This is a genomic window from Pseudomonas cerasi, from assembly GCF_027983475.1.
Lineage (GTDB): Bacteria > Pseudomonadota > Gammaproteobacteria > Pseudomonadales > Pseudomonadaceae > Aquipseudomonas > Aquipseudomonas cerasi.
On sequence record NZ_JAQJVM010000001.1, the window covers coordinates 753,052 to 775,556 of the forward strand.

At 60.0% G+C, this 22,505-nt stretch carries 20 protein-coding genes; 19 read left to right on the plus strand and 1 reads right to left on the minus strand.

Features of this window, described 5'->3' with window-relative positions; translation table 11 throughout:
* The first annotated feature begins 119 nt into the window (after window positions 1-119).
* The 5 genes from PI739_RS03500 (at window position 120) to PI739_RS03520 (ending at window position 7,612) form a co-directional block, all read left to right on the plus strand.
* The gene (locus tag PI739_RS03500) at window positions 120-2,159 is read left to right on the plus strand and encodes an NADPH-dependent 2,4-dienoyl-CoA reductase (RefSeq protein WP_054081187.1); all 2,040 of its coding nucleotides are present in this window, start codon (window positions 120-122) and stop codon (window positions 2,157-2,159) included.
* 84 nt (window positions 2,160-2,243) lie between these two features.
* A complete protein-coding gene (locus PI739_RS03505; RefSeq protein WP_054081186.1) occupies window positions 2,244-3,188 on the plus strand; it encodes a 1-aminocyclopropane-1-carboxylate deaminase/D-cysteine desulfhydrase in 945 nt (314 codons plus the stop codon).
* Between the two features lie 148 nt (window positions 3,189-3,336).
* Window positions 3,337-4,674 carry an MFS transporter gene (locus PI739_RS03510; RefSeq protein WP_054081185.1) on the plus strand — a complete coding sequence of 446 codons (1,338 nt, stop codon included), beginning with the start codon at window positions 3,337-3,339 and terminating at the stop codon, window positions 4,672-4,674.
* A gap of 449 nt (window positions 4,675-5,123) precedes the next feature.
* Window positions 5,124-6,332 carry an MFS transporter gene (locus PI739_RS03515; protein ID WP_054081184.1) on the plus strand — a complete coding sequence of 403 codons (1,209 nt, stop codon included), beginning with the start codon at window positions 5,124-5,126 and terminating at the stop codon, window positions 6,330-6,332.
* Window positions 6,332-7,612: an arsenic transporter gene (locus PI739_RS03520; RefSeq protein WP_044308663.1), complete on the plus strand. Its 1,281-nt coding sequence runs from the start codon at window positions 6,332-6,334 to the stop codon at window positions 7,610-7,612. Before PI739_RS03515 ends, PI739_RS03520 begins: the two co-directional genes overlap by 1 nt.
* Window positions 7,613-7,773: 161 nt before the next feature.
* Here PI739_RS03520 and PI739_RS03525 read toward each other — a convergent pair whose 3' ends face one another.
* A complete protein-coding gene (locus tag PI739_RS03525; protein ID WP_054081195.1) occupies window positions 7,774-8,718 on the minus strand; it encodes a DUF1853 family protein in 945 nt (314 codons plus the stop codon).
* 371 nt (window positions 8,719-9,089) lie between these two features.
* Here PI739_RS03525 and PI739_RS03530 point away from each other — a divergent pair, with 371 nt between their 5' ends.
* The 14 genes from PI739_RS03530 (at window position 9,090) to PI739_RS03595 (ending at window position 22,326) form a co-directional block, all read left to right on the plus strand.
* The gene (locus PI739_RS03530) at window positions 9,090-10,157 is read left to right on the plus strand and encodes a GGDEF domain-containing protein (RefSeq protein ID WP_046719742.1); all 1,068 of its coding nucleotides are present in this window, start codon (window positions 9,090-9,092) and stop codon (window positions 10,155-10,157) included.
* Window positions 10,158-10,298: 141 nt separating this feature from the next.
* Entirely contained in the window at window positions 10,299-11,189 is an 891-nt protein-coding gene (locus PI739_RS03535) for an NAD(+) kinase (protein WP_003409651.1), read from the plus strand.
* Window positions 11,189-12,154: a metallophosphoesterase gene (locus PI739_RS03540; protein ID WP_003409653.1), complete on the plus strand. Its 966-nt coding sequence runs from the start codon at window positions 11,189-11,191 to the stop codon at window positions 12,152-12,154. Before PI739_RS03535 ends, PI739_RS03540 begins: the two co-directional genes overlap by 1 nt.
* 2 nt (window positions 12,155-12,156) lie before the next feature.
* Window positions 12,157-13,029 carry a rhomboid family intramembrane serine protease gene (locus PI739_RS03545; protein ID WP_044308661.1) on the plus strand — a complete coding sequence of 291 codons (873 nt, stop codon included), beginning with the start codon at window positions 12,157-12,159 and terminating at the stop codon, window positions 13,027-13,029.
* A gap of 28 nt (window positions 13,030-13,057) precedes the next feature.
* On the plus strand, window positions 13,058-13,318 hold the full coding sequence (locus PI739_RS03550) for a YeaC family protein (RefSeq protein ID WP_054081183.1): 261 nt from the start codon (window positions 13,058-13,060) through the stop codon (window positions 13,316-13,318).
* Window positions 13,315-14,148 (plus strand): DUF2797 domain-containing protein, encoded by an 834-nt coding sequence (locus PI739_RS03555; protein ID WP_004414155.1) that lies wholly within the window; start codon window positions 13,315-13,317, stop codon window positions 14,146-14,148. The genes PI739_RS03550 and PI739_RS03555 overlap by 4 nt, the downstream gene beginning before the upstream one ends.
* Window positions 14,149-14,160: 12 nt before the next feature.
* A complete protein-coding gene (pepN, locus tag PI739_RS03560) occupies window positions 14,161-16,827 on the plus strand; it encodes an aminopeptidase N (protein WP_054081182.1) in 2,667 nt (888 codons plus the stop codon).
* A 394-nt stretch (window positions 16,828-17,221) separates the two neighbouring features.
* Window positions 17,222-17,875 (plus strand): YjfI family protein, encoded by a 654-nt coding sequence (locus PI739_RS03565; protein ID WP_003368473.1) that lies wholly within the window; start codon window positions 17,222-17,224, stop codon window positions 17,873-17,875.
* A 26-nt stretch (window positions 17,876-17,901) separates the two neighbouring features.
* Entirely contained in the window at window positions 17,902-18,609 is a 708-nt protein-coding gene (locus PI739_RS03570) for a PspA/IM30 family protein (RefSeq protein WP_054081181.1), read from the plus strand.
* Between the two features lie 30 nt (window positions 18,610-18,639).
* A complete protein-coding gene (locus PI739_RS03575) occupies window positions 18,640-19,194 on the plus strand; it encodes a rhomboid family intramembrane serine protease (RefSeq protein ID WP_054081180.1) in 555 nt (184 codons plus the stop codon).
* Window positions 19,195-19,278: 84 nt separating this feature from the next.
* Entirely contained in the window at window positions 19,279-19,944 is a 666-nt protein-coding gene (locus tag PI739_RS03580) for a DUF2491 family protein (RefSeq protein WP_003368476.1), read from the plus strand.
* A 13-nt stretch (window positions 19,945-19,957) separates the two neighbouring features.
* The gene (locus tag PI739_RS03585) at window positions 19,958-20,383 is read left to right on the plus strand and encodes a DUF350 domain-containing protein (RefSeq protein WP_003368477.1); all 426 of its coding nucleotides are present in this window, start codon (window positions 19,958-19,960) and stop codon (window positions 20,381-20,383) included.
* 27 nt (window positions 20,384-20,410) lie between these two features.
* Window positions 20,411-21,157 (plus strand): DUF1190 domain-containing protein, encoded by a 747-nt coding sequence (locus PI739_RS03590; RefSeq protein WP_004414143.1) that lies wholly within the window; start codon window positions 20,411-20,413, stop codon window positions 21,155-21,157.
* A gap of 11 nt (window positions 21,158-21,168) precedes the next feature.
* Window positions 21,169-22,326, plus strand: a complete 1,158-nt coding sequence (locus PI739_RS03595; RefSeq protein ID WP_054081179.1) for a glutathionylspermidine synthase family protein — start codon at window positions 21,169-21,171, stop codon at window positions 22,324-22,326.
* Window positions 22,327-22,505: the final 179 nt, after the last annotated feature.

Genomic DNA, 22,505 nt, shown 5'->3' on the forward strand with positions numbered 1-22,505 from the left:
AATAACTTGTCACTTTCGGTCATTGAGTGTGTGGCGGGATGCGTCTTTACTGTTGCCCATGAACCAGAGGACCCGCAGAGGTCCTTGCTATTCCGTGATTGACTCGATGGAGCTTCGCCATGACTGCTGCTCATTATCCGCACCTGCTGGCCCCCCTGGACCTGGGCTTCACGACCTTGCGCAACCGCACCCTGATGGGCTCGATGCACACCGGTCTTGAGGAGCGGCCGGGCGGCTTCGAGCGCATGGCGACCTACTTTGCCGAGCGTGCCCGCGGCGGGGTCGGGCTGATGGTCACCGGTGGCATCGCGCCCAATGAAGAGGGTGGTGTCTATGACGGCGCGGCGAAGCTAACCAACGCTGAAGAAGCGGAGCACCATCGCATCGTGACGCGTGCGGTGCACGAGGCTGGCGGCAAGATCTGCCTGCAGATTCTCCATGCCGGTCGTTACGCCTACAGCCGCAAGCAGGTCGCGCCGAGCGCCATTCAGGCGCCGATCAACCCGTTCACGCCGCGAGAGCTGGACGAAGAGGGCATCGAAAAGCAGATCGCCGATTTCGTGACCTGTTCGACGCTGGCGCGCAGTGCCGGTTATGACGGTGTCGAAATCATGGGTTCGGAAGGCTACTTCATCAATCAGTTCCTGGCCGCGCATACCAATCACCGCACCGACCGTTGGGGCGGCAGTTATGAAAACCGTATGCGTCTGGCGGTCGAGATTGTCAGGCGCGTACGTGAGGCGGTCGGGGCACACTTCATCATCATCTTTCGCCTGTCGATGCTCGATCTTGTGGAAGGCGGCAGCAGCTGGGAAGAAATCGTCGAGCTGGCCAAGGCGGTCGAGCAGGCCGGAGCGACCCTGATCAACACCGGTATCGGCTGGCATGAAGCGCGCATTCCGACCATCGCCACCAAGGTGCCGCGCGCCGCGTTCAGCAAGGTCACTGCCAAGCTGCGAGGCTCGGTGAACATCCCGCTGATTACCACCAACCGGATCAATACCCCGGAAGTTGCCGAGCGCATTCTCAGCGAAGGTGATGCGGACATGGTCTCAATGGCTCGTCCGTTTCTGGCCGATCCCGAGTTCGTCAACAAGGCCGCTGCGGGCCATGCCGAACGCATCAACACCTGCATCGGCTGCAATCAGGCGTGCCTCGACCACACCTTCGGCGGCAAGCTGACCAGCTGTCTGGTCAATCCGCGTGCCTGCCACGAGACCGAGCTCAATTACCTGCCCACCCTGCAGGTCAGGAGGATTGCCGTAGTGGGCGCCGGGCCTGCCGGTCTGGCCGCCGCAACGGTTGCCGCACAGCGCGGGCATGAGGTGACGCTGTTCGATTCGGCCAGCGAAATCGGCGGCCAGTTCAATATCGCCAAGCGCGTGCCGGGCAAGGAGGAATTCGCCGAAACCCTGCGTTACTTCCGCAACAAAGTGCAGGAGACGGGTGTTCAGTTGCGCCTCGGCAATCGGGTAAAGGCTGCAGACTTGCTGGGCGCAGGTTTTGACGAGGTGATTCTGGCGACCGGCATCGCGCCGCGCACACCGGCCATCCCCGGTATCGATAACCCCATGGTGTTGAGCTATCTGGACGTCATATTGCAGCGCAAGCCGGTCGGGCGCCGCGTGGCAGTGATAGGTGCGGGTGGCATCGGTTTCGATGTGTCGGAATTTCTCGTGCATCAAGGCGTGGCCACCAGTCTGGATCGCGAGGCTTTCTGGAAAGAGTGGGGCATCGACACGACCTTGCAGGCCCGCGGCGGTGTCGCCGGAGTCAAGCCCGAAGTCCACGCGCCGGCACGTCAGGTGTTTCTCTTGCAGCGCAAGAGTTCCAAGGTCGGCGACGGCCTGGGCAAGACCACCGGCTGGATTCACCGCACGGGGCTCAAGAACAAACAGGTGCAGATGCTCAATGCCGTGCAGTACCTGAAAATCGACGATGCAGGGCTGCATATTCGCATTGGCGAAGATGGCGAGGAAAAGCTGCTGGCGGTGGATAACGTGGTGATCTGTGCCGGGCAGGACCCGTTGCGTGAACTGTATGACGAACTGCTCAACGGCGGGCAAAGCGTGCACCTGATTGGCGGCGCGGACGTTGCCGCAGAGCTGGACGCCAAACGGGCCATCGACCAGGGCTCACGTCTGGCCGCCACCCTGTGACAGACAATGCCTGATTCAGGGCTTCGCGCCGCAGCCTGCTGATCGACGAAGACCCTGAAACGGCTTGTCTGTAGACTGCGGCGCATGATGCTTGACGCCCTCGGCTGGCAACCCACTGCCCCCTTGGAACGCTTGAACCTGCCCTGGCTGCAAGACGCCGGGGTCGAGGTTGCGATTCTGCGCCTGGACCTTATCGACGCGCTGATCAGCGGCAACAAATGGTTCAAGCTCAGCGAGCACCTGAGCCTGGCTGTGGACTCGGGTGCCGAGGGGCTGATCAGCATCGGCGGAGCGCACTCCAATCATTTGCATGCCCTGGCCGCAGCAGGCAAGCGCTTCGGTTTCCCGACGGTCGGCCTGCTACGTGGTCATGCCCAGCAGACGCCGACGGTGCTCGATCTGCAGGCTTTCAATATGCAACTGCACTGGCTGGGTTACGCCGGCTATCGTGAGCGGCATGCTGCTGGCTTCTGGTCGACCTGGCAGTCCCGCTATCCCGGTCTTTATCCGATTGCCGAAGGCGGTGGCGGGCTTGCTGGTGCTCTGGGTTGCGGTCGATTGCGGGCAATGGTCGAAGAGCAACTCGGGCATCTGGGTTGGGGCGATTACCACGGATGGTGGCTGGCGGCAGGCACCGGTACCACGCTGGCCGGCTTGCTGTTGGCAGAGGCGGGCGTTCGTCCGGTGTATGGGGCGATGGCTGTGCCCGAGGATCACGGGGTCGCGCAAAACATTATCGCGGTGCTGAGTGAGGCGGCTGGTGCGCAGGCCGACGTCAGTACGTGCCTGCCTCCCAACTGTGTTCTGCTCAATGCCAGCCGCGGCGGTTTTGCCAGAACCGACGCGGCGCTGCTCGATTTCATTGCCGCCAGCGAGGCTCAGAGCGGCATACCCCTGGAACCACTGTACACCGGCAAGGCATTGCTGACCCTGCATGATGAGGTGCTGGCCGGTCGTTTCGCGCCCGGCACCCGCATGGTCTTCGTCCACACCGGCGGCCTTCAGGGGCGGCGCGCGATGGGCCTGTAAACCACGTGGCAGAGCCTTTGGCACGAATTCTGCGCAGTTCGATGGCGAGACGTCGGCCCTGACTACGTGGATGACACTTCTGGAGAGGGGCATCCGGGTCGCTGTCTCGATAATCGATCCATTCCAGATCAAGACGTCGAGGCCAGTCATGACAACTCCTACCGTAGAGCAAGTCGATCCTGCCACGCTGAAAAAAGTTATCGTCGCTGCGGCCATCGGCAACTTTGTCGAGTGGTTCGATTTTGCTGTGTATGGCTTTCTGGCAACGACGATTGCGCTGCAGTTCTTCCCCAGCGGCGACAGCAGTGCGGCGTTGCTGAAAACCTTTGCCGTGTTCGCCGTGGCCTTCGCCTTCCGACCGCTGGGCGGGATTTTCTTCGGCATGCTGGGTGACCGGATCGGGCGCAAGAAAACCCTGGCGATGACCATCCTGCTGATGGCCGGTGCCACCACACTGATCGGCCTGTTACCGACCTATGCCGCGATCGGTGTGATGGCGCCGGTGCTGCTGACCATCATTCGCTGCGCGCAGGGTTTTTCGGCCGGCGGGGAGTATGCCGGCGCCTGTGCTTACCTCATGGAGCACGCCCCGCGCACGCAACGTGCCTGGTACGGCAGTTTCGTTCCGGTCTCGACGTTCTCCGCATTCGCTGCTGCGGCAGTGGTGGCCTACGCGCTGGAGTCATTTTTGTCGACCGAGGCGATGGGTAACTGGGGCTGGCGTCTGCCGTTTCTGATTGCTGCACCGCTGGGGCTGGTCGGGCTGTACCTGCGCTGGAAGCTCGATGAAACCCCGGCGTTTCAGGCGGTCGCTCAAGAACACGCCGTTGCCCATTCGCCACTCAAGGACACCTTGCGCCATCACGCGGCGGCGATGTGCTGTCTGGGCGCATTCGTGTCGTTGACGGCGTTGTCTTTCTACATGTTCACCACCTATTTCGCGACCTACCTGCAAGTGGCCGGTGGGTTGAGCAGGGCAACGGCGCTGCTGGTCTCGTTGATCGCTCTGGCCTTCGCCGCCGCCCTCTGCCCACTGGCCGGTGCCTATTCGGATCGAGTAGGGCGCCGGGTCACGATGGCAACGGCCTGTATTCTGTTGATGATCGTGGTGTTTCCATCATTCCTGATGGCCAGCTCCGGCTCGTTCATCGCCTCAATCATCGGCGTCATGCTGCTCGCCGTGGGCGTAGTGCTGTGCGGCGTGGTAACGGCCGCACTGCTGTCGGAAACCTTTCCCACCCGTACCCGCTACACCGCCTCGGCGATCACCTACAACATGGCCTACACCCTGTTCGGCGGCACCGCGCCGCTGATGGCCACCTGGCTGATCAGCATGACCGGCAGCAACCTGTCGCCCGCGTTCTACCTCATCGCAGTTGCAGCGCTGGCAATGGCCGGCGGCATGGCCCTGCCGGAAACCTCGAAAATCTCGCTGCATGATGTACCTGTTGCAGGTGAGGAGCCGGTGGTGGGGTCAATTGCCTGAGTGCGGGAGTGGTGCGTTAAAACCCGCAGCCTCTGCCGCAAGCGCTTTTCAACAGCGAAGGAACCCGACGAAGTCGGGCCGGAAACGGAGCTGGGACTTTGCTTGCTTTGGCCCCTCAAAGTAAGGCGCCGTAAGGGCGCAAAGGTGACCTGAGCCAAACACCAATCCTCTCCTGACATCACAGAACCGCCGTGTGACGCAGAGCGTCACGAACTGCATTACCACGCGGAGCGTGGGAACGAGAATCCGAGTCGAACTTCAATCCGCCTGATGTCACAGGGCCGCTGTGTGACGCGGAGCGTCACGAAAGGTATTTCCGTCAGCGAAAACGCAACAAAACGTGGCACAGTCGCCCCGAAAAATGGCACATTGGCGCGCCCCGATACGCGTGACACATCTTGTAATCATCCGTACCGGGCGACCCGCGAACCCTTTTACGGATAAATACCATGGCGACCAGTGCTCCGCCCGCGACGGCGAAGGCCTCGACCACCTCCCAAGCCAGCCCGCTGGTGATGCGCATCATCGGTGCCGTCGCCCTCGCGCACCTGGTCAATGACCTGATTCAAGCCATCCTTCCGTCGATCTACCCCATGCTCAAGGCCAGCTACGACCTGAGCTTCACCCAGATCGGCCTGATTACCCTGACCTTTCAGATCACCGCCTCGCTGCTGCAGCCCTGGGTCGGTTATTACACTGACCGCCATCCCAACCCGCTGGTACTGCCCGTCGGATCGATCTGCACGCTGATCGGCATCGTGATGATGTCGGTGGTCGGCAGCTTCCCCTTGATCCTGCTGGCCGCTGCATTGATCGGCATCGGCTCTTCGACGTTCCACCCGGAGGCCTCGCGTATCGCGCGACTGGCCTCCGGTGGTCGCTACGGGCTTGCGCAATCGACCTTTCAGGTCGGTGGCAACACGGGCACGGCGTTCGGACCGTTGCTGGCAGCGGCGATCATCATCCCGTTCGGCCAGGGCAATGTCGCCTGGATCGGGCTGTTTGCGTTGTTCTCGCTGGGGCTGCTGTACGCAATCAGCCGCTGGTATCGCGCGCACCTCAATCTGTTCAAGCTCAAGGCCGGTCAGGCCGCGACTCATGGTCTGTCCAGAAAGCGTGTGATTGCCTCCTTGGCAGTGCTGGCGTTTCTGGTGTTTTCCAAGTTCTTCTACATGACCAGCCTGACCAGCTATTTCACCTTCTACCTGATCGAGAAATTTGACCTGTCGGTCGCCAGCTCGCAGTTGCACCTGTTCCTGTTTCTGGGCGCCGTGGCGGCAGGGACCTTTTTCGGTGGGCCGATCGGTGACCGCATTGGCCGCAAGGCGGTGATCTGGTTCTCGATTCTTGGCGCTGCGCCGTTCACCCTGGCGCTGCCCTACGCCGATCTGTTCTGGACCAGCGTACTCAGTGTGATCATTGGCTTTGTACTGGCCTCGGCGTTTTCCGCCATCGTGGTCTACGCCCAGGAGCTGGTGCCTGGCAACGTGGGCATGATTGCCGGGCTGTTCTTCGGCCTGATGTTCGGCTTCGGCGGCATCGGCGCTGCCTTGCTTGGCTATCTGGCCGACAGCCACGGCATCCTGTTCGTCTACACGCTGTGCTCCTACCTGCCGCTGCTCGGCATCCTCGCGATTCTTCTGCCTCGGACCAAATAATGCTGATAGCAACGCTGATTTTCCTGTTCACCATCACGCTGGTCATCTGGCAACCCAAGGGCCTGGGCGTAGGCTGGAGTGCCGTACTGGGGGCAATCCTGGCGTTGCTGACAGGCGTCGTGCATTTCAGTGACATCGCTGTGGTGTGGGGCATCATCTGGAATGCCACGGCGACCTTCATTTCGCTGATCATCATCACGCTGCTGCTCGATGAAGCCGGTTTCTTTGCCTGGGCAGCGCTGCATGTGGCGCGCTGGGGCAAGGGCAACGGACGCCGTCTGTTTGCCTTGTTCGTGCTGTTCGGCGCGCTGGTGTCGGCTTTGTTCGCCAACGATGGTGCCGTGCTGATCCTCACCCCGATCGTCATTGCCATGATGCTGGCGTTGCGCTTTTCGCCTGCCTCGACGCTGGCGTTCGTCATGGCGGCCGGTTTCATCGCCGATACGGCCAGCCTGCCGCTGGTGGTCTCGAACCTGGTGAACATTGTGTCGGCGGATTACTTCAAGATCGGTTTCAACCGTTACGCAGCGGTCATGGTGCCGGTGAATCTGGCCAGTGTCGCCGCCACCCTGGCTGTGCTGATGTGGTACTTTCGTCGGGACATTCCCGCCGAGTTCGAGCCCGAGCATCTGGACAAGCCGGAAACGGCTATCCACGACCGCGCCACGTTTCTGGCCGGTTGGGCGGTGTTGCTGATTCTGCTGGTGGGCTGTTTCGCCCTTGAGCCGCTGGGCATCCCGATCAGTGCGATCTCGTCGGTGTGCGCAGTGTTGCTGCTGGGCATCGCCGCCAAAGGGCATACGATCAAGACGCGCAAGGTGATGAAAGAAGCACCGTGGCACATCGTGGTCTTTTCGCTGGGTATGTACCTGGTGGTCTATGGCCTGCGTAACGCCGGGCTGACCGATTACCTGGCCAATCTGCTGGATTGGTTCGCGGGCTATGGTATCTGGGGCGCGGCGATGGGCACCGGTGTGATGACCGCGTTCCTGTCTTCGATCATGAACAACATGCCCACGGTACTCATCGGGCTGTTGTCCATCGACGCAAGTCATGCCAGCGGCGCCATCCAGGAAGCGATGATCTACGCCAACGTGATCGGCAGCGACCTCGGCCCGAAAATCACTCCTATAGGCAGCCTGGCCACGCTGCTCTGGCTGCATGTCCTGGAGCGCAAGGGCATCACTATCAGCTGGGGCTATTACTTCAAGGTCGGCATCGTGCTGACCGTGCCTGTGCTGCTGGTCACACTGGCTGCGCTGGCATTGCGGTTGAGTTGAGCGGATGACGGGTGTCGGCCCAGGCTGTGTAAAAACTACTGCGCTTGGCACTACTGCGTTAAAAACAGGCGAAAAATGCTCATTTGGAACACCTAGAGTCGGTCGCGACCCCGGCCGTTTTCGCCTGTCTTTGCCTTGTCTTGCCTTCGCTCGTGACGTTTTTACACAACCTGGGCCAGATTCGGCCACAGGTCCGACACCAGAAACAGCCGCTCGGCTTCCTCCCAATTGCCCTCTGCATTTTCCCTCAGGCGCACCAATAGCTGCGCCGGGGCCAGCGGGTCGAGCTCATTCAGCCAGTCGTGCAACTGCTGATCGCTCCACGCCTGGTTGTAGAGTGCCGGCGCCAGCCAGGCATGGCGCGGCAAGGGCTGCCAGCGTCCCGGCTGGCTTTGCGCCAGGAACGACTGCCAGTCACGCTGATGCAGCCAGCGACCCTTGAGGTGCTGCGGGTGAACGCCGGCAGGGGATTGGCATGAGCCTGGCCACGGGTACAACAGGTAGCCGCCCAGCCACAACTGTGCATTGAACGCTTCGACCCCCAGCGCTGCCAGCGTCGCCCGGCTTTCCGGACGTGCGGACATTGGCAACTGATGCTGGCTCAGATGGGTCAGCTTGCGGTCCAGCCGGTCCTGACAGCCAGGCCCCAGCCAGTGCGCCGGATCGCGGCCATCGCCGTCCTGCGGCCCGAGGTAGAGCTTGATCGCCAGTTCGACGTGGTGCACGCCTTCACCATCCCGCAACAGTATGTCCAATTCGCCCAGCGTCTGATTGCCAAGCCTGATGGGCAGGTTGGCGGCGATTATTTCCACCCCCGGTGCATGCTGCACGGCGAATTGCCAGAGCCGTTCGTAATAGCGGCCCAGTCTTCGTGTGCTGGCTTGCGCCAGCCAGTCTTCCAGCGGACGGCTGTCGTGGTCCAGTTGCCAGAGAAAATCCGCCAGCTGCTGTGGGGCTTTCACCCAGTCGCTGCCCGCCAGTGGATGGCGTTGCGGCCAGGGTGCGGTTTCAAGCATGGGCGGGGCGAGGATCACCCAGGCAAGGTCGCGCACTTCGGAATGCCGCAATCGGCGGGGGAGATCGATCAGGCCGGGGAATAGAGTCATGCGCCGAGAATAGCGTGAGTCGCCGCCGACAGACAGCGTGTTCGGCAAGCGGCCGGTGCGCACGGGTATTTTTTGCTTCGCAGACAACACATGACGTACGACGTGCGACAGGATGATCATCGAATAAAGAAAGGTTATCGAAAACTATCAGTGGCCTTCTCTTTGTGCAAACTGTCATTCATATCCAGTATATTGTTTGCGTCAAACAATTCAGGCACTGCTCAATGATGTTCATTGGCCGGTCTGTCTCAATTGTGGTCACCTGGTGGTGAACGTCATTCAATCAGTCGGTCGACTCGTGGGCTGCCTAATATAGGCAGTCTTCATGCGGCGGATATTCGACTCGGCAAATCGGATGCCTGGAGTTTTCTATGAACGGTGATATGCAGGCCCGGATAAAACAACTGCTCTCACCCGCCATTGCCCGTGTGCAATGTATTGCCATCGTTTGTTGGCTGGTTGTTCTGTCGGTCACGCCGTATCTGCAATTCGGTCTGCCGGAAATGCTGCTGACCCTTGGCCTGCTGGGGGCGTGCGCCTGGCAATACCGCGCTGTCGACTTCAGAGTCTGGCGATGTATGGGCATGACATTCGTGATCATTGTGGCACTGTGCTTTTCAAGGGCGGGCCATTTGCGCACCGGGATGGACATCAACTGGTCACTCTCGGTCGCCGTGATGATTATCCTGTGTTCGACATTGTTAGTGGTGTATACGCGGGATTATCTTCTGGTCGCGGTACTCGCCTGGTGTATTCTCTCTCCCGCTCAAGGACTGGACACGGACAGTGTCGCGACTCTGTTCATGACACTGTTCTTTATCACGTCGGTCAGTCTGGGCAGTGTGATGAATCACACTTACACGCGCACACTTCGTACGGTATTGAGTCTGGAACATCAGTTTCGCGAACTGTCGCTGACCGATGACCTGACCGCCATATTGAATCGCCGGGCACTGATGCAGGCACTGGATAAACATGTGCTGAATAACTCCGCGGGTTATTTTCTGATGCTCGATATTGATGACTTCAAAACCATCAATGATCAATTTGGCCACGACGCCGGTGATCAGGCACTTCGCGTGATGGCTGGCTGCCTGCAAAAGACTGTGGGCAGTCTCGCCTTCGGACGCATGGGCGGAGAGGAGTTCGGCGTGATCCTGCCAATGTGCAGTGAAGATGAAGCTCGGGAATATGTGCTGAACCTGCTGGATTGCATCAGAAAATCACTCGCTGTCAGCCCGCTGACCTGCAGTGCCGGGCTGGCCGACATCCCAGCGGCAGTGGACAGCTCGGAAGTGCTCAAGACTGCCGACATCAATTTGTATCAGGCCAAGCGGGGCGGCAAGGACCGGGCATTCTGGCGAGGTGCGCAGATAGGCGGCCATCGAGCGGGCGGCGTCAGTGTGGAATGCGATAAAACCCGCGCTCTGACACGGTAGGCAGGCATCGGACTTTAGCGTGCTGCCCATACCCTGTTGCAAGGTCCGCGAAACCCTTTTTAAACCCCGGTTTGCTGCTGTCAGGCCCTTTCGCCCATAATCACGTTTTTAAAGTCGTATCGAACCCGCAGCAGGAGCCTCATGGAGCAATTTCGCAATATCGGCATCATCGGTCGCCTGGGCAGTGTTCAGGTGCTCGAGACCGTTCGCCGACTCAAGAGATTCCTGCTGGACCGCCACCTGCACGTCATTCTCGAAGAGACAATCGCCGAGGTCCTGCCCGGTCATGGCCTGCAGACCTCATCGCGCAAGATGCTCGGCGAGGTCTGCGACATGGTCATTGTGGTCGGCGGCGACGGCAGCCTGCTGGGCGCAGCGCGGGCGCTGGCCCGGCATAACGTTCCGGTGCTGGGCATCAACCGTGGCAGCCTGGGCTTTCTGACCGACATCCGTCCCGACGAGCTGGAGGTCAAATGTGCCGAAGTGCTCGACGGGCATTACCTGGTTGAAAACCGCTTTCTGCTCCAGGCCGAAGTGCGTCGCCACGGCGAGGCCATCGGTCAGGGCGATGCGCTCAACGACGTGGTGCTGCACCCCGGCAAGTCCACGCGCATGATCGAATTCGAGATCTACATCGACGGTCAGTTCGTGTGCAGTCAGAAGGCCGACGGCCTGATCGTCGCCACGCCGACCGGATCGACGGCCTACGCGCTGTCTGCGGGCGGGCCGATCATGCACCCCAAGCTCGACGCCATCGTCATCGTGCCGATGTACCCGCATACCCTGTCCGGGCGGCCCATCGTGGTCGACGGCAACAGCGAGCTGAAAATCGTGGTGTCCAAGGACATGACCATTTACCCACAAGTGTCGTGCGACGGTCAGAATCACTTCACCTGTGCACCGGGTGACACCATTACGGTCAGCAAGAAACCGCAGAAACTGCGTCTGATCCATCCGTTGGATCACAATTATTACGAGGTCTGCCGCACCAAGCTCGGCTGGGGCAGCAAGCTCGGCGGCGGGGGCGATTAATGCTCGATCCGGCGCGTGGCTATGATCTGATCGGTGACGTGCACGGGTGTGCCCATACCCTCGAGCACTTGCTGGAGCTTCTCGGTTACCGTCTGCAGGCTGGCGTTTGGCGCCATCCCGAGCGCATCGTCATCTTCCTCGGCGACATCATCGACCGCGGCCCGCGCATTCGCGAATCGCTGCACATTGTTCGCGACATGGTTCAGGCCGGTCAGGCGTTGTGCATCATGGGCAACCACGAGTTCAACGCGCTGGGCTGGGTGACGCCGGCCCTGTCCGAAAGCGGTCACCAGTTCGTGCGCGAGCACACCCCGCGTCATGCGCGGCTGATCGGCGAGACCCTGGCGCAGTTCGAGCAGTATCCGGATGAGTGGAGCGAGTTCGTCAATTGGTTCTACGAGTTACCGCTGTACCTCGATGCCGGTCGCTTCAGGGTCGTGCATGCCTGCTGGGATGCGACCCTGATCGATCCGCTGCGTGGCCTGCATGGTACGGGGTGTATCGACAAGCATTTCGTCCAGGCATCGGCAGTACCCGGCAGCTTCGCCAGTAATGTCTTCAATCGTCTGCTGCGTGGCACCGACATGCGTCTGCCGCACGGCCTGACCCTGACTGGCGGTGATGGACTGACCCGCGAATTCTTCCGCACCAAATTCTGGGAGGATGATCCGCAAACCTATGGCGACGTGGTCTTTCAGCCGGACGCCTTGCCCGAAGGGGTTGCCAAGACGCCGCTGTCCACATCGGAAAAAAACGCGTTGCTGCGGTATGGCATCAATGAGCCGCTGCTGTTTGTCGGTCATTACTGGCGCAGCGGCATCCCTGCGCCCATCCGGCCTAACCTGGCCTGTCTGGATTACAGCGCCGTGCTCTACGGCAAACTGGTCGCCTATCGGCTGGACCAGGAAACACAAATCGATCCGGACAAATTCGTCTGGGTAGATGTGCAGCGTCCCGAGGTTTGAGAATGAGTCCTGTAGCTGTCCTGCGCTTGCCGCTGAGCACCGACCTGAGCGGTTTTATCAGGTTGTTGCTGCGCTTGCAGATTCCTCACCGAGTCAGTGAAGAGGCTGGCGAGCAAGTCCTGTGGGTGCCGGACGCGCCGCGACTGGTCGAAGAAGTGCGCGAGTTGTACACGCGCTTCCCCGAAGGCGACGAGCACGTTCAACTGGCGCAAGACACCGTGAACTCCACCTACAAGCCGCCCGGCCTGATCGAGCAGTTACGCAGCAGTCCGGTGACGGCGCTGGTGTTGCTGGTCACCTTGCTGGTGGCCGGCTTGACGCTGCTGGGCGATAACCTTGAGGCCGTCCGCTGGCTGACCTTTCAGGATTTCCGCATCAATGGCGAGTACGCAACGTTTCTGCCATTGTCCGAAAGCCTCGCGTCCGGGCAGTGGTGGCGCATCATCTCGCCCATGCTGATCCACTTCGGCATCCTGCACCTGGCCATGAACGGCATGTGGTTCTGGGAGCTGGGGCGGCGGATTGAAATTCGTCAGGGCAGCCTGTCGTTGCTGTTGCTGACCTTGCTGTTCTCGTCGGTCTCAAATTACGTGCAGTACCTGTTCAGCGGCCCAAGCCTGTTTGGCGGATTGTCCGGCGTGCTGTATGGCCTGCTCGGGCATTGCTGGATTTTCCAGATGCTGGCGCCCAACCCGGTCTATCGCCTGCCACGCGGGGTGTTGATCATGATGCTGGTCTGGCTGGCGCTGTGCCTGTCCGGGCTGGTGAGCATGCTCGGCTTCGGCGAGATCGCCAACGGTGCGCATGTCGGCGGGCTGATCATCGGTTGTGTCACCGGGCTGCTGGGTGGTGCGATTGCACGCCGCAAGGCCTAGAATTACCCGCTATTTTCTGGAGTGCGCCATGTCGTCTTTTATAGAAATGATCGAAAACATCACCCCGGATATCTACGAGAGCCTGAAACTGGCTGTGGAAATCGGCAAATGGTCCGACGGTCGCAGGCTCACTCAAGAGCAGCGTGAACTGTCCCTGCAGGCGCTGATCGCCTGGGAAGCGCAGAACCTGCCGGAAGACCAGCGTACGGGCTACATGGGGCCGCAGGAATGCGCCTCGAAATCGGCCCCGGTGCCCAATATCCTGTTCAAATCGGATGCTATTCATTGATCGAAATTGGTCGCGGAGCAGTCAACAAAATGTCGGCGCGTCAGGATGACACGTCGTGTGTGCAATACGCTTTTCGCCTGGGCGACACCGAGATAGCAGTCAACCCGCTGATCGGCAAGACGCTGCGTCTGGAGTTTCTCGGCGCCATTCATTGCAGTCATTGCGGGCGCAAGACCAAGTCCAGCTACAGCCAGGGTTACTGCTACCCGTGCATGCTCAAGCTGGCGCAGTGCGACCTGTGCATCATGAGCCCGGAAAAATGCCATCACGACCAGGGCACCTGCCGTGATCCGGCGTGGGGCGAGCAGTTCTGCATGACCGATCACATCGTTTACCTGGCCAATTCGTCAGGCGTGAAGGTCGGTATTACCCGCTCAACGCAGTTGCCGACCCGCTGGCTGGACCAGGGTGCAAGCCAGGCTCTGCCGATCCTGCGCGTAGCAACCCGCCAACAGTCCGGCTTCGTCGAAGACCTGCTGCGCAGCCAGGTGGCCGATCGTACCAACTGGCGTGCCTTGCTCAAGGGTGACGCTCAACCCGTCGACCTCAAGGCCATTCGCCAGGAGCTGTTCGACAGTTGCGGCGCAGGGCTGCTGGGATTGCAAGAACGATTCGGGCTGCAGGCCATCCAATTGTTACATGACGCCGAGCCTGTCGAGTTTCGTTACCCGGTCGAGGCGTATCCGACCAAGATTGTCAGCTTCAATCTGGACAAGAACCCGATTGCCGAAGGCACGCTGCTGGGGATCAAGGGCCAATACCTGATTTTCGACACCGGCGTGATCAATATTCGCAAGTACACGGCCTATCAGCTGGCCGTGCATCAGTAGAAGGATTCCAGCATGCGCACCGAACAACCGAAAATGATCTACCTGAAGGATTACCAGGCTCCCGAGTACCTCATCGATGAGACGAACCTGACCTTCGAACTGTTCGACGACCACTCGCTGGTTCACGCGCAACTGGTTATGCGCCGCAACCCCGAGCGTGGCGCAGGCCTGCCGCCGCTGGTGCTGGATGGTCAGCATCTGGAACTGGTCTCGGTCAAACTGAGCGATGTCGAGCTGAGCGCTGCGGATTATCAGTTGACCGACGATCACCTGACCCTGCACCCACAGGCTGAAAGCTTTACGGTCGACAGCACCGTGCGCATCCATCCGGAATCCAACACCGCGCTGGAAGGGCTGTACAAGTCCAGCGGCATGTTCTGCACCCAGTGCGAGGCCGAAGGCTTCCGCAAGATCACCTATTACCTCGACCGTCCTGACGTGATGAGCAAGTTCACCACCACCGTCAGCGCCGACAAGCAGGGCTTCCCGATCCTGCTGTCCAACGGCAACCCGGTGGCCAGCGGCGAAGAAGAGGGTGGTCGGCACTGGGCGACCTGGGAAGACCCGTTCATGAAACCGGCCTACTTGTTCGCGCTGGTGGCCGGTGATCTGTGGTGTATCGAAGACACGTTCACCACCATGAATGAGCGGAATGTGACCCTGCGTATCTACGTCGAGCCGGAAAACATCGACAAGTGCCAGCACGCCATGACCAGCCTGAAGAAGTCCATGCGTTGGGACGAAGAGACCTACGGTCGCGAGTACGATCTGGACATCTTCATGATTGTCGCGGTCAACGACTTCAACATGGGCGCGATGGAGAACAAGGGCCTCAACATCTTCAACTCCAGTGCCGTGCTGGCGCGTGCCGAGACGGCGACCGATGCCGCACACCAGCGTGTCGAAGCGATTGTCGCCCACGAATACTTCCACAACTGGTCGGGCAATCGCGTGACCTGCCGTGACTGGTTCCAGCTGTCGCTCAAGGAAGGCTTCACGGTGTACCGCGACGCCGGTTTCTCGGCCGACATGAACTCGGCTACGGTCAAGCGTATCCAGGACGTTGCCTACCTGCGTACTCACCAGTTCGCCGAGGACGCAGGCCCGATGGCGCACGCCGTGCGTCCGGACAGCTTCATCGAAATCTCCAACTTCTACACCCTGACCGTGTACGAGAAGGGTTCGGAAGTGGTCGGCATGCTTCACACCCTGCTGGGTGCTGAAGGCTTCCGCAAGGGCAGCGATCTGTATTTCGAACGCCACGATGGCCAGGCCGTGACCTGTGACGACTTCATCAAGGCCATGGAAGACGCCAATGGCGTCGACCTGACCCAGTTCAAGCGCTGGTACAGCCAGGCGGGCACGCCGCGTCTGGCGGTCAGCGAGTCGTACGATGCTGCGGCCAAAACCTACAGCCTGACCTTCCGTCAGAGCTGCCCGACCACACCAGGCCAGCCTGGCGATCAGAAGCAACCTTTCGTGATCCCGGTTGAACTGGGGCTGCTAGACAGCAAGGGTGGCGAAATTGCCCTGCGTCTGGCGAACGAAACGGCGGCGACCGGCACCTCACGAGTGTTGTCGGTTACTGAAGCCGAGCAGACCTTCACCTTCGTCGACGTCGCGGAAAAGCCGCTGCCTTCGCTGCTGCGCGGCTTCTCAGCGCCGGTCAAGCTGAGCTTCCCGTATGACCGCGACCAACTGATGTTCCTGATGCAGCACGACAGCGATGGTTTCAATCGCTGGGATGCCGGTCAGCAGTTGTCGGTTCAGATATTGCAGGAACTGATCGGCCAGCATCAGCAAGGCCAAAAACTGGTCATGGATCAGCGTCTGATCACTGCACTGGGTACCGTGCTGGCGGATGATGACCTGGATCAGGCGATGGTCGCGGAAATGCTCTCGTTGCCGGGCGAAGCTTATCTGACCGAAATCAGTGAAGTGGCCGACGTTGATGCCATTCACGCTGCTCGCGAGTTTGCCCGTCAGCAACTGGCAGAGGGGCTGTTCGATGGGCTGCTGGCGCGCTATCAGGCCAACCGTGAAGTGTCGAAGGTCACGCCTTATGTGGCCGAAGCCGCGCACTTTGCCCGTCGTGCCCTGCAGAATATCGCGCTGTCGTACCTGATGCTGAGCGGCAAGCCGGAGGTGCTGGCAGCCACCATTGATCAGTTCGATACCAGCGACAACATGACCGAGCGCCTGACTGCGCTGGCCGTGCTGGTCAATTCACCGTTCACTGCCGAGCGCGACAAGGCGCTCGCGGTGTTTGCCGAGAACTTCAAGAGCAATGCTCTGGTCATGGATCAGTGGTTCAGCGTCCAGGCGGCGAGCACGCTGCCAGGCGGCCTGCAGCGTGTGCAGGAATTGATGAAACACCCGGCCTTCAGCATCAAGAACCCGAACAAGGTGCGTGCCCTGATCGGTGCCTTCGCCGGGCAGAACCTGGTCAACTTCCACGCGGCTGATGGCTCCGGCTACCGCTTCCTGGCGGACCTCGTGATCGAGCTGAACGCGCTGAACCCGCAGATCGCTTCTCGTCAATTGGCACCACTGACCCGCTGGCGCAAATACGACAGCGCCCGTCAGGCGCTGATGAAGGCCGAGCTGGAGCGCATCCTCGCCTCCGGCAAACTGTCGGCGGACGTGTATGAAGTGGTGAGCAAAAGCCTGGCTGAATAAGGGTTTGTGCTGTGCCTATTGCCTGAACTGCGTGGGTGATAAAGGCGCTGTCTGCTGATGCGGACAGCGCCTTTTTTGATTTGTGTGCCAATGCTCAAAGCGCTCATCGCAATGCGCCCATCTCGTGGGAGCGAGCTTGCTCGCGAAGGCGATGGTTGCAACGCCTCTGTCCGTGGATTGTACTGGCACCTTCGCGAGCAAGCCCGCTCCTGCAGAGACTGGCGTTTATCCAGTTACCAGCGTTTCAGCCATCCGGTTTTCAGAATTCATCTCGTGTTGTGTAACGACGATAAGAATTCACTCCTGAAAATCTCACATGTGATGCGTATCTATCTTCAGAAACATCTGATACGTTGCTTACCTGATTCACGGCCAGCAGCAAGGGGAAGCGCCAATGCCTCGTAAAACCCAGGGCGATAACGCAACGGTCCCGGCCAAGGTGTCCAAGAGCTCCACTGATTACATGCGTGAAATGCGCCTGCGGCTCAAGGAGGCGGGGCTGGTGAAGCGCGAATTCTGGATCCGGCCGGAAAATGTCGATGCCTTGCGGGGGATCGAAAAAGCTTTAAGACAGCCCTTTCTGGGCGACAGAATAAAACTGGAGGACTTCATGACCGAGAATACCCACTGGACCATCAGCTCTCTGCAGAAGGCACTCAGCGAACTGGAACTGGTGACGAACGGCAAGATCGAGCTCGATGTGACCGAGGGCGATGCTTCGGGAATCAGGCTGACCATGGCCGACTACGGCGACCTGCCGATCTACATCGCCGTGGAAGGCGAGCAGATTCTCGCCGATGCGACCTTGATCGAAGTGAACAAGATCAAGAACGTGCAAGCGTTCAACGACGTTGTCCTGCGCAGCCGCGACCTGTTTCCGCTGTCGTCGGTCGGCATCGAAAAGCTGGGCGGCGGTCAGGAAGTCTACTGCCTGTTCGGTGCACTGAGCGCGGCCTCTTCGCTCACTGTAATCGTGCAGGAAATCCTCACACTCGCGGACAACGTGATCCGTGCGGCCGATGCTTTTGAAGATCATTTCATCTACTGAACAGCGCTGTCAGGCGGAGAACATTCATGACTACAAGTATCTGGAAAAAACTGGTGACCGCTGTTCGTGGCGGCGCTTCCGAAGTGGGCGAGTCGATTGCCGACGCCAATGCCATCCGCATTCTGGACCAGGAAATCCGTGACGCCGAGAACGCGCTGGTCAAGGCCCGCGACGGGCTGATCACCATCAAGGCCAAGCACAAACTCTCGGCGCAGCGTCTTGAAGAACACGCCACCAGCATCGCCAACTGGGAAGGTCGCGCCCTGCAGGCCCTCGATAAGGGTGAAGAAGCGCTGGCTGTCGAATGTGCAAACAAGATTGCCGAAATCGAAGCCCTGCGTGATCAGGAGCAGGAGCTGGCCGATCAGTTCAGCAAGCAGGTCAACCTGCTGCAGGATCAGGTGATCAAGGCCGAGTCGCGAATCAAGAGCCTCAAGCAGCAGGTCGAGATGGCCAAGGCCCGTGAAACCGTGCAAAAGGCTCGCGTTGCAACGGCCACCGCAACCGGCGGTGCCAGCGGCGCCGTGGAAACCGCAGTGGGTTCGCTGGCACGTCTCAAGCAGCGTCAGGACGAACAGGATGCCAAGCTCGAAGCGGCTGAAGAACTGGCCAGCCAGTCCAGCGGCAGCGATCTGGAACGTCGTCTGCAGGATGCCGGGATCGGCGCCAAAAGCGGCGGTGCGCAGGATGTACTGGCGCGCCTGAAAGCCAAAAGTCAGACGCCGGCTCAGTAAGCGCTGCAACAAGGTGGACGAGGGTAGTGCATGGCGTTTTCCCGACGACTCAAGGTCATCCTCGTCCTCTCGGCCGTGTTGATTGCGGTACAGGCAATCAACTCGGTCACCGACAACAGTCTGGTCCATTTCGGTATCATGCCGCGCAGCTTCATCGGGTTGCGCGGCATTGTGTTTGCGCCCTTTCTGCACGGGTCGATTCAGCACTTGCTCAGCAATCTGTTGCCGTTCATTGTGCTGAGCTGGCTGGTGGCGACCGAGGGTGTCAGGCGTTATGCATGGGTCGCCGGGCTGATGTGCCTGCTGGGCGGGCTGCTGGTCTGGAGCTTCGGTCGCAGCAATATCCATGTCGGCGCAAGCGGTCTGATTTTTGGTTTGTGGGCTTATCTGCTGGCGCGTGCGTGGTATCAGCGCAGTATCGCCAGCGTGCTGATCGCGCTGCTGGTGCTGGCCGCTTACAGCGGGTTGGTATTCGGCTTCGTTCCGGTGGCCGGCGTGTCGTTCGAATCACATATCGCCGGTGCAGTTGCGGGCGTTTGTGTGGCCTGGCTGATGCATTCCAGGGCATTGCTGGCGCAGAAGTGAGCCAGTCTAATGCGCGGCGGCAGTGCGCCTGTTGCGCTTGAAGAGCGTTATATATCGTCACCCGTCACTGCAAGGAAATGGATTATGAGTTGGTTCAAACGGGCCATGGGCCTGGAAGCCCCCAAGGCATCAGGCCGGGACGGCGTACAACCGGTCAGCACGGTCAGTCCGCTGGGGCTGGCGTCCGGACGCATGCTGTGCCTGGACAGTTCACTGAAGCTGTTGCTCGACGGTCACTCGGAAGTGGTCGTTCCGGGCGATGAAAAGGTCTGGTCCGTAGGGCATATTGATCTCGGCCAGTCCATGGCACTGCATCGTTTTTACCTCGATAACGAGGACTATTTTCTGCAAGTGGTCAGCGACGGCCCCAATCCGGAGGACGTGCAGGACATCATCCTGTTCGGCTACTACAGCGCCGAGCCGATCACCAGCAAGGATGAATTGCTGCGCCTGACCGGGCCATCATCGAAGATCGGCCTGCCGACCTACGAGCACGATGGCGAGGTCTTCGAGCGGCAATGGGGGACTTCCCCTGGCCAGACCGAGCTGACGCCGCTCGATGAAGACATTGTCAGTCCCGACGCGACTTATCGTGTCAAGCACCTGAGCATGCTGTACGCCCGCGAAACGGGACTGATCAACCGCCGTGAATTTCTGCTGTTTTCCGTAGAGGAAGACGAGGAGGGCAGCATCACGCTCACCACGGCGGTCGGCATAACGCTGCAATCCACTGATATCAACGTTCTTTGACAAGGAAATCCTCATGATCGACGCGCTGCGTATGTCGCTCAATGCCACGGCCGTGTTTGGCTTCGTCCTGTACATTCTGGTGGCGGTCATCCTGTTCGCGCTGTTCCAGTTCATCTACAGCCGGATCACCCCACACAAGGAGTTTGCGCTGATTCGCGAGAACAACAGTGCCGCCGCGCTGGCGTTGGGTGGTTCGCTGATCGGTTTCGCGCTGCCGGCCAGTAACATCATCAGCTACAGCATCAGCATTCTGGACGTGATCGTCTGGGTGGTGATTGCCGCCATTGTGCAGCTGCTGGCGTTCGGCGTTACCAGTCTGGTGCTCAAGGGCCTGTCGACACGCATCGCCAAGGGCGAAATGGCAGCAGCCATCTATTCGGCCAGCGTCGCGATCAGCGTCGGTCTTCTCAATGCCGCCTGCATGACCCCGTCGGTCTGACGGCAGCCTTGAACAAGGAGACTCACGATGAGACGTAGTTCAGTAAAACTGGTACTCGCCGGTGCACTGCCGCTGGCCCTTGCCGGGTGTGGCCCGTCCGAGAAAAAGGACACCGTCAACGCCAAGGCCAACTTCAGTTCGGTGCAGGAATGCGTCGATGCCAAGGTGCCGGTGAATATCTGTTCGGATGCCTACATGCAGGCGCTGTCCGATCATCGCCGCATTGCGCCGACCTATGATGACAAGGCGTCCTGCGACGCGGACTTCGTACCGGATTATTGCCAGGTCACCTCTGACGGCAAGTACATGCCCAAGCTCGGCGGCTTCGAACTGGGCTTTTCCGGGCAAGTGCCGAAAGAGGCACTGGACCGTGCCAATCAGGAAGTCAACCAGTCTGCTCCGGCAGGCATGAGTGGCACCACCGGGCTGATGGCCGGGCTGCTGATCGGCAATCTGCTCAGCAACGGCTTCGGCAATAACCGCTATTACTCGCAGCCCATCTACCAGACGCGCGATGATCGAGGCGGCTATTACAGCTCGTCGCTGCCCAGTCAGATCGATCGCGGCAAGACCTTCGGCCGTTCCACCCAGGCGCAATCCAGCCCGGATCGCAGCTACGGCAGGAGCACCCTGGGGCGCAATCTGGGCAGCTCTGGGTCCGGCTCGTCTTCGGTGTCATCGACCATCTCGCGCGGCGGCTTCGGCAGCCAGGCTTCGGCACGCAGTGGCTGGGGCGGCAAGAGCAGCAGTGGCAGCAGCAGTTTCGGAGGCTGACGGTTCGCGGCATGAAAAAGATCAGCATCGAGGAACGTCCGGACTGGCGCACGACCGCCGAACGTGAAGGCTTCAACTTTCACACTATCGACGGCGAGCGTTACTGGGACGAGCGCGGGTATTACCTGTTCAGCGAACAGCAGATTACCCGCGATCTTGAAGCGCCCACCCAGGAACTTCACCAGCTGTGCATGGACGCCGTGGCGCGCGTGGTGGACAGCGAAGCGCTGCTCCATCAACTGGCGATTCCGGAAGCGTTCTTCGACCTGATCCAGACCTCGTGGAAGGAGGGACACCCGCATCTGTACGGGCGCTTCGATTTTGCCTACGACGGTACAGGCCCGGCAAAGATGTACGAAATCAATGCCGATACGCCGACCAGTCTGATGGAAGCCGGGGCGGTGCAACTGCTCTGGCTGGAAGAGCAGATGGCGCGCGGCGTGTTGCCTGCGCATGCCACCCAGTTCAACTCGATTGCTGAGGATCTGGTTCGGGCCTTTGCCGAGTTTTCCGGCACGAGTCCGTTCTACTTTTCGGCGATGTCCGGTTCCATCGAAGACCGGGGCACTACCGATTTCCTGCGGCGTATGGCAGCACACGTCGGCATCGATGCGAGGCATATCGATATCGAAGACATCGGCCTCGGCGCTGATGGGCGTTTTGTCGATCTGGACGGGCGCTGGATCGAGCGCTTGTTCAAACTGCACGCGTGGGAGCATATCTTTCACGAGGAATTCGGCCAGCACGTGTCAGCCAGCGGCACTCAGTTTGTCGAACCCGCGTGGAAGGCGATTCTCAGCAACAAGGGGATTTTGCCGTTTTTGTGGCAGTTCAACGAAGGTCATCCGAACCTGCTGCCTGCGCATGTCGACCACGAGCCGAGCAAAGCGGTCCCCAAAGGCTGGGTACGCAAACCCTACTTTTCCCGTGAGGGTGCCAATATTGAAATGCGTACGCCCGGCGATCAGGTCATCTCGGTCGATGGGCCTTATACCGATGCGCCCTACATTCTGCAGGCGTACTCGCCGCTTCCGCGATTTGGCGACAGCTACACGCTGATCGGCTCCTGGATCATCGGCGATCTTGCGTCAGGGATCGGTATTCGTGAAGACGACAGCCTGATCACCAAGGACACCAGCCGCTTCCTGCCACACGTGGTTATCGACTGAGCGCTGCCTGTCGTCACCCGGTGTTACTGGCTTGAAGCACGTAACACTCTTTTTTGTTACCACACGTTCATATACCCGCCAATAAGCCGCCATAACGAGCGGCCTTGTTAGTATGCTGTCTGACAATCAAACAGGCGGTGTCGTTGTTTTTAATTCTGGTCATAACGCGGGAGCACGTC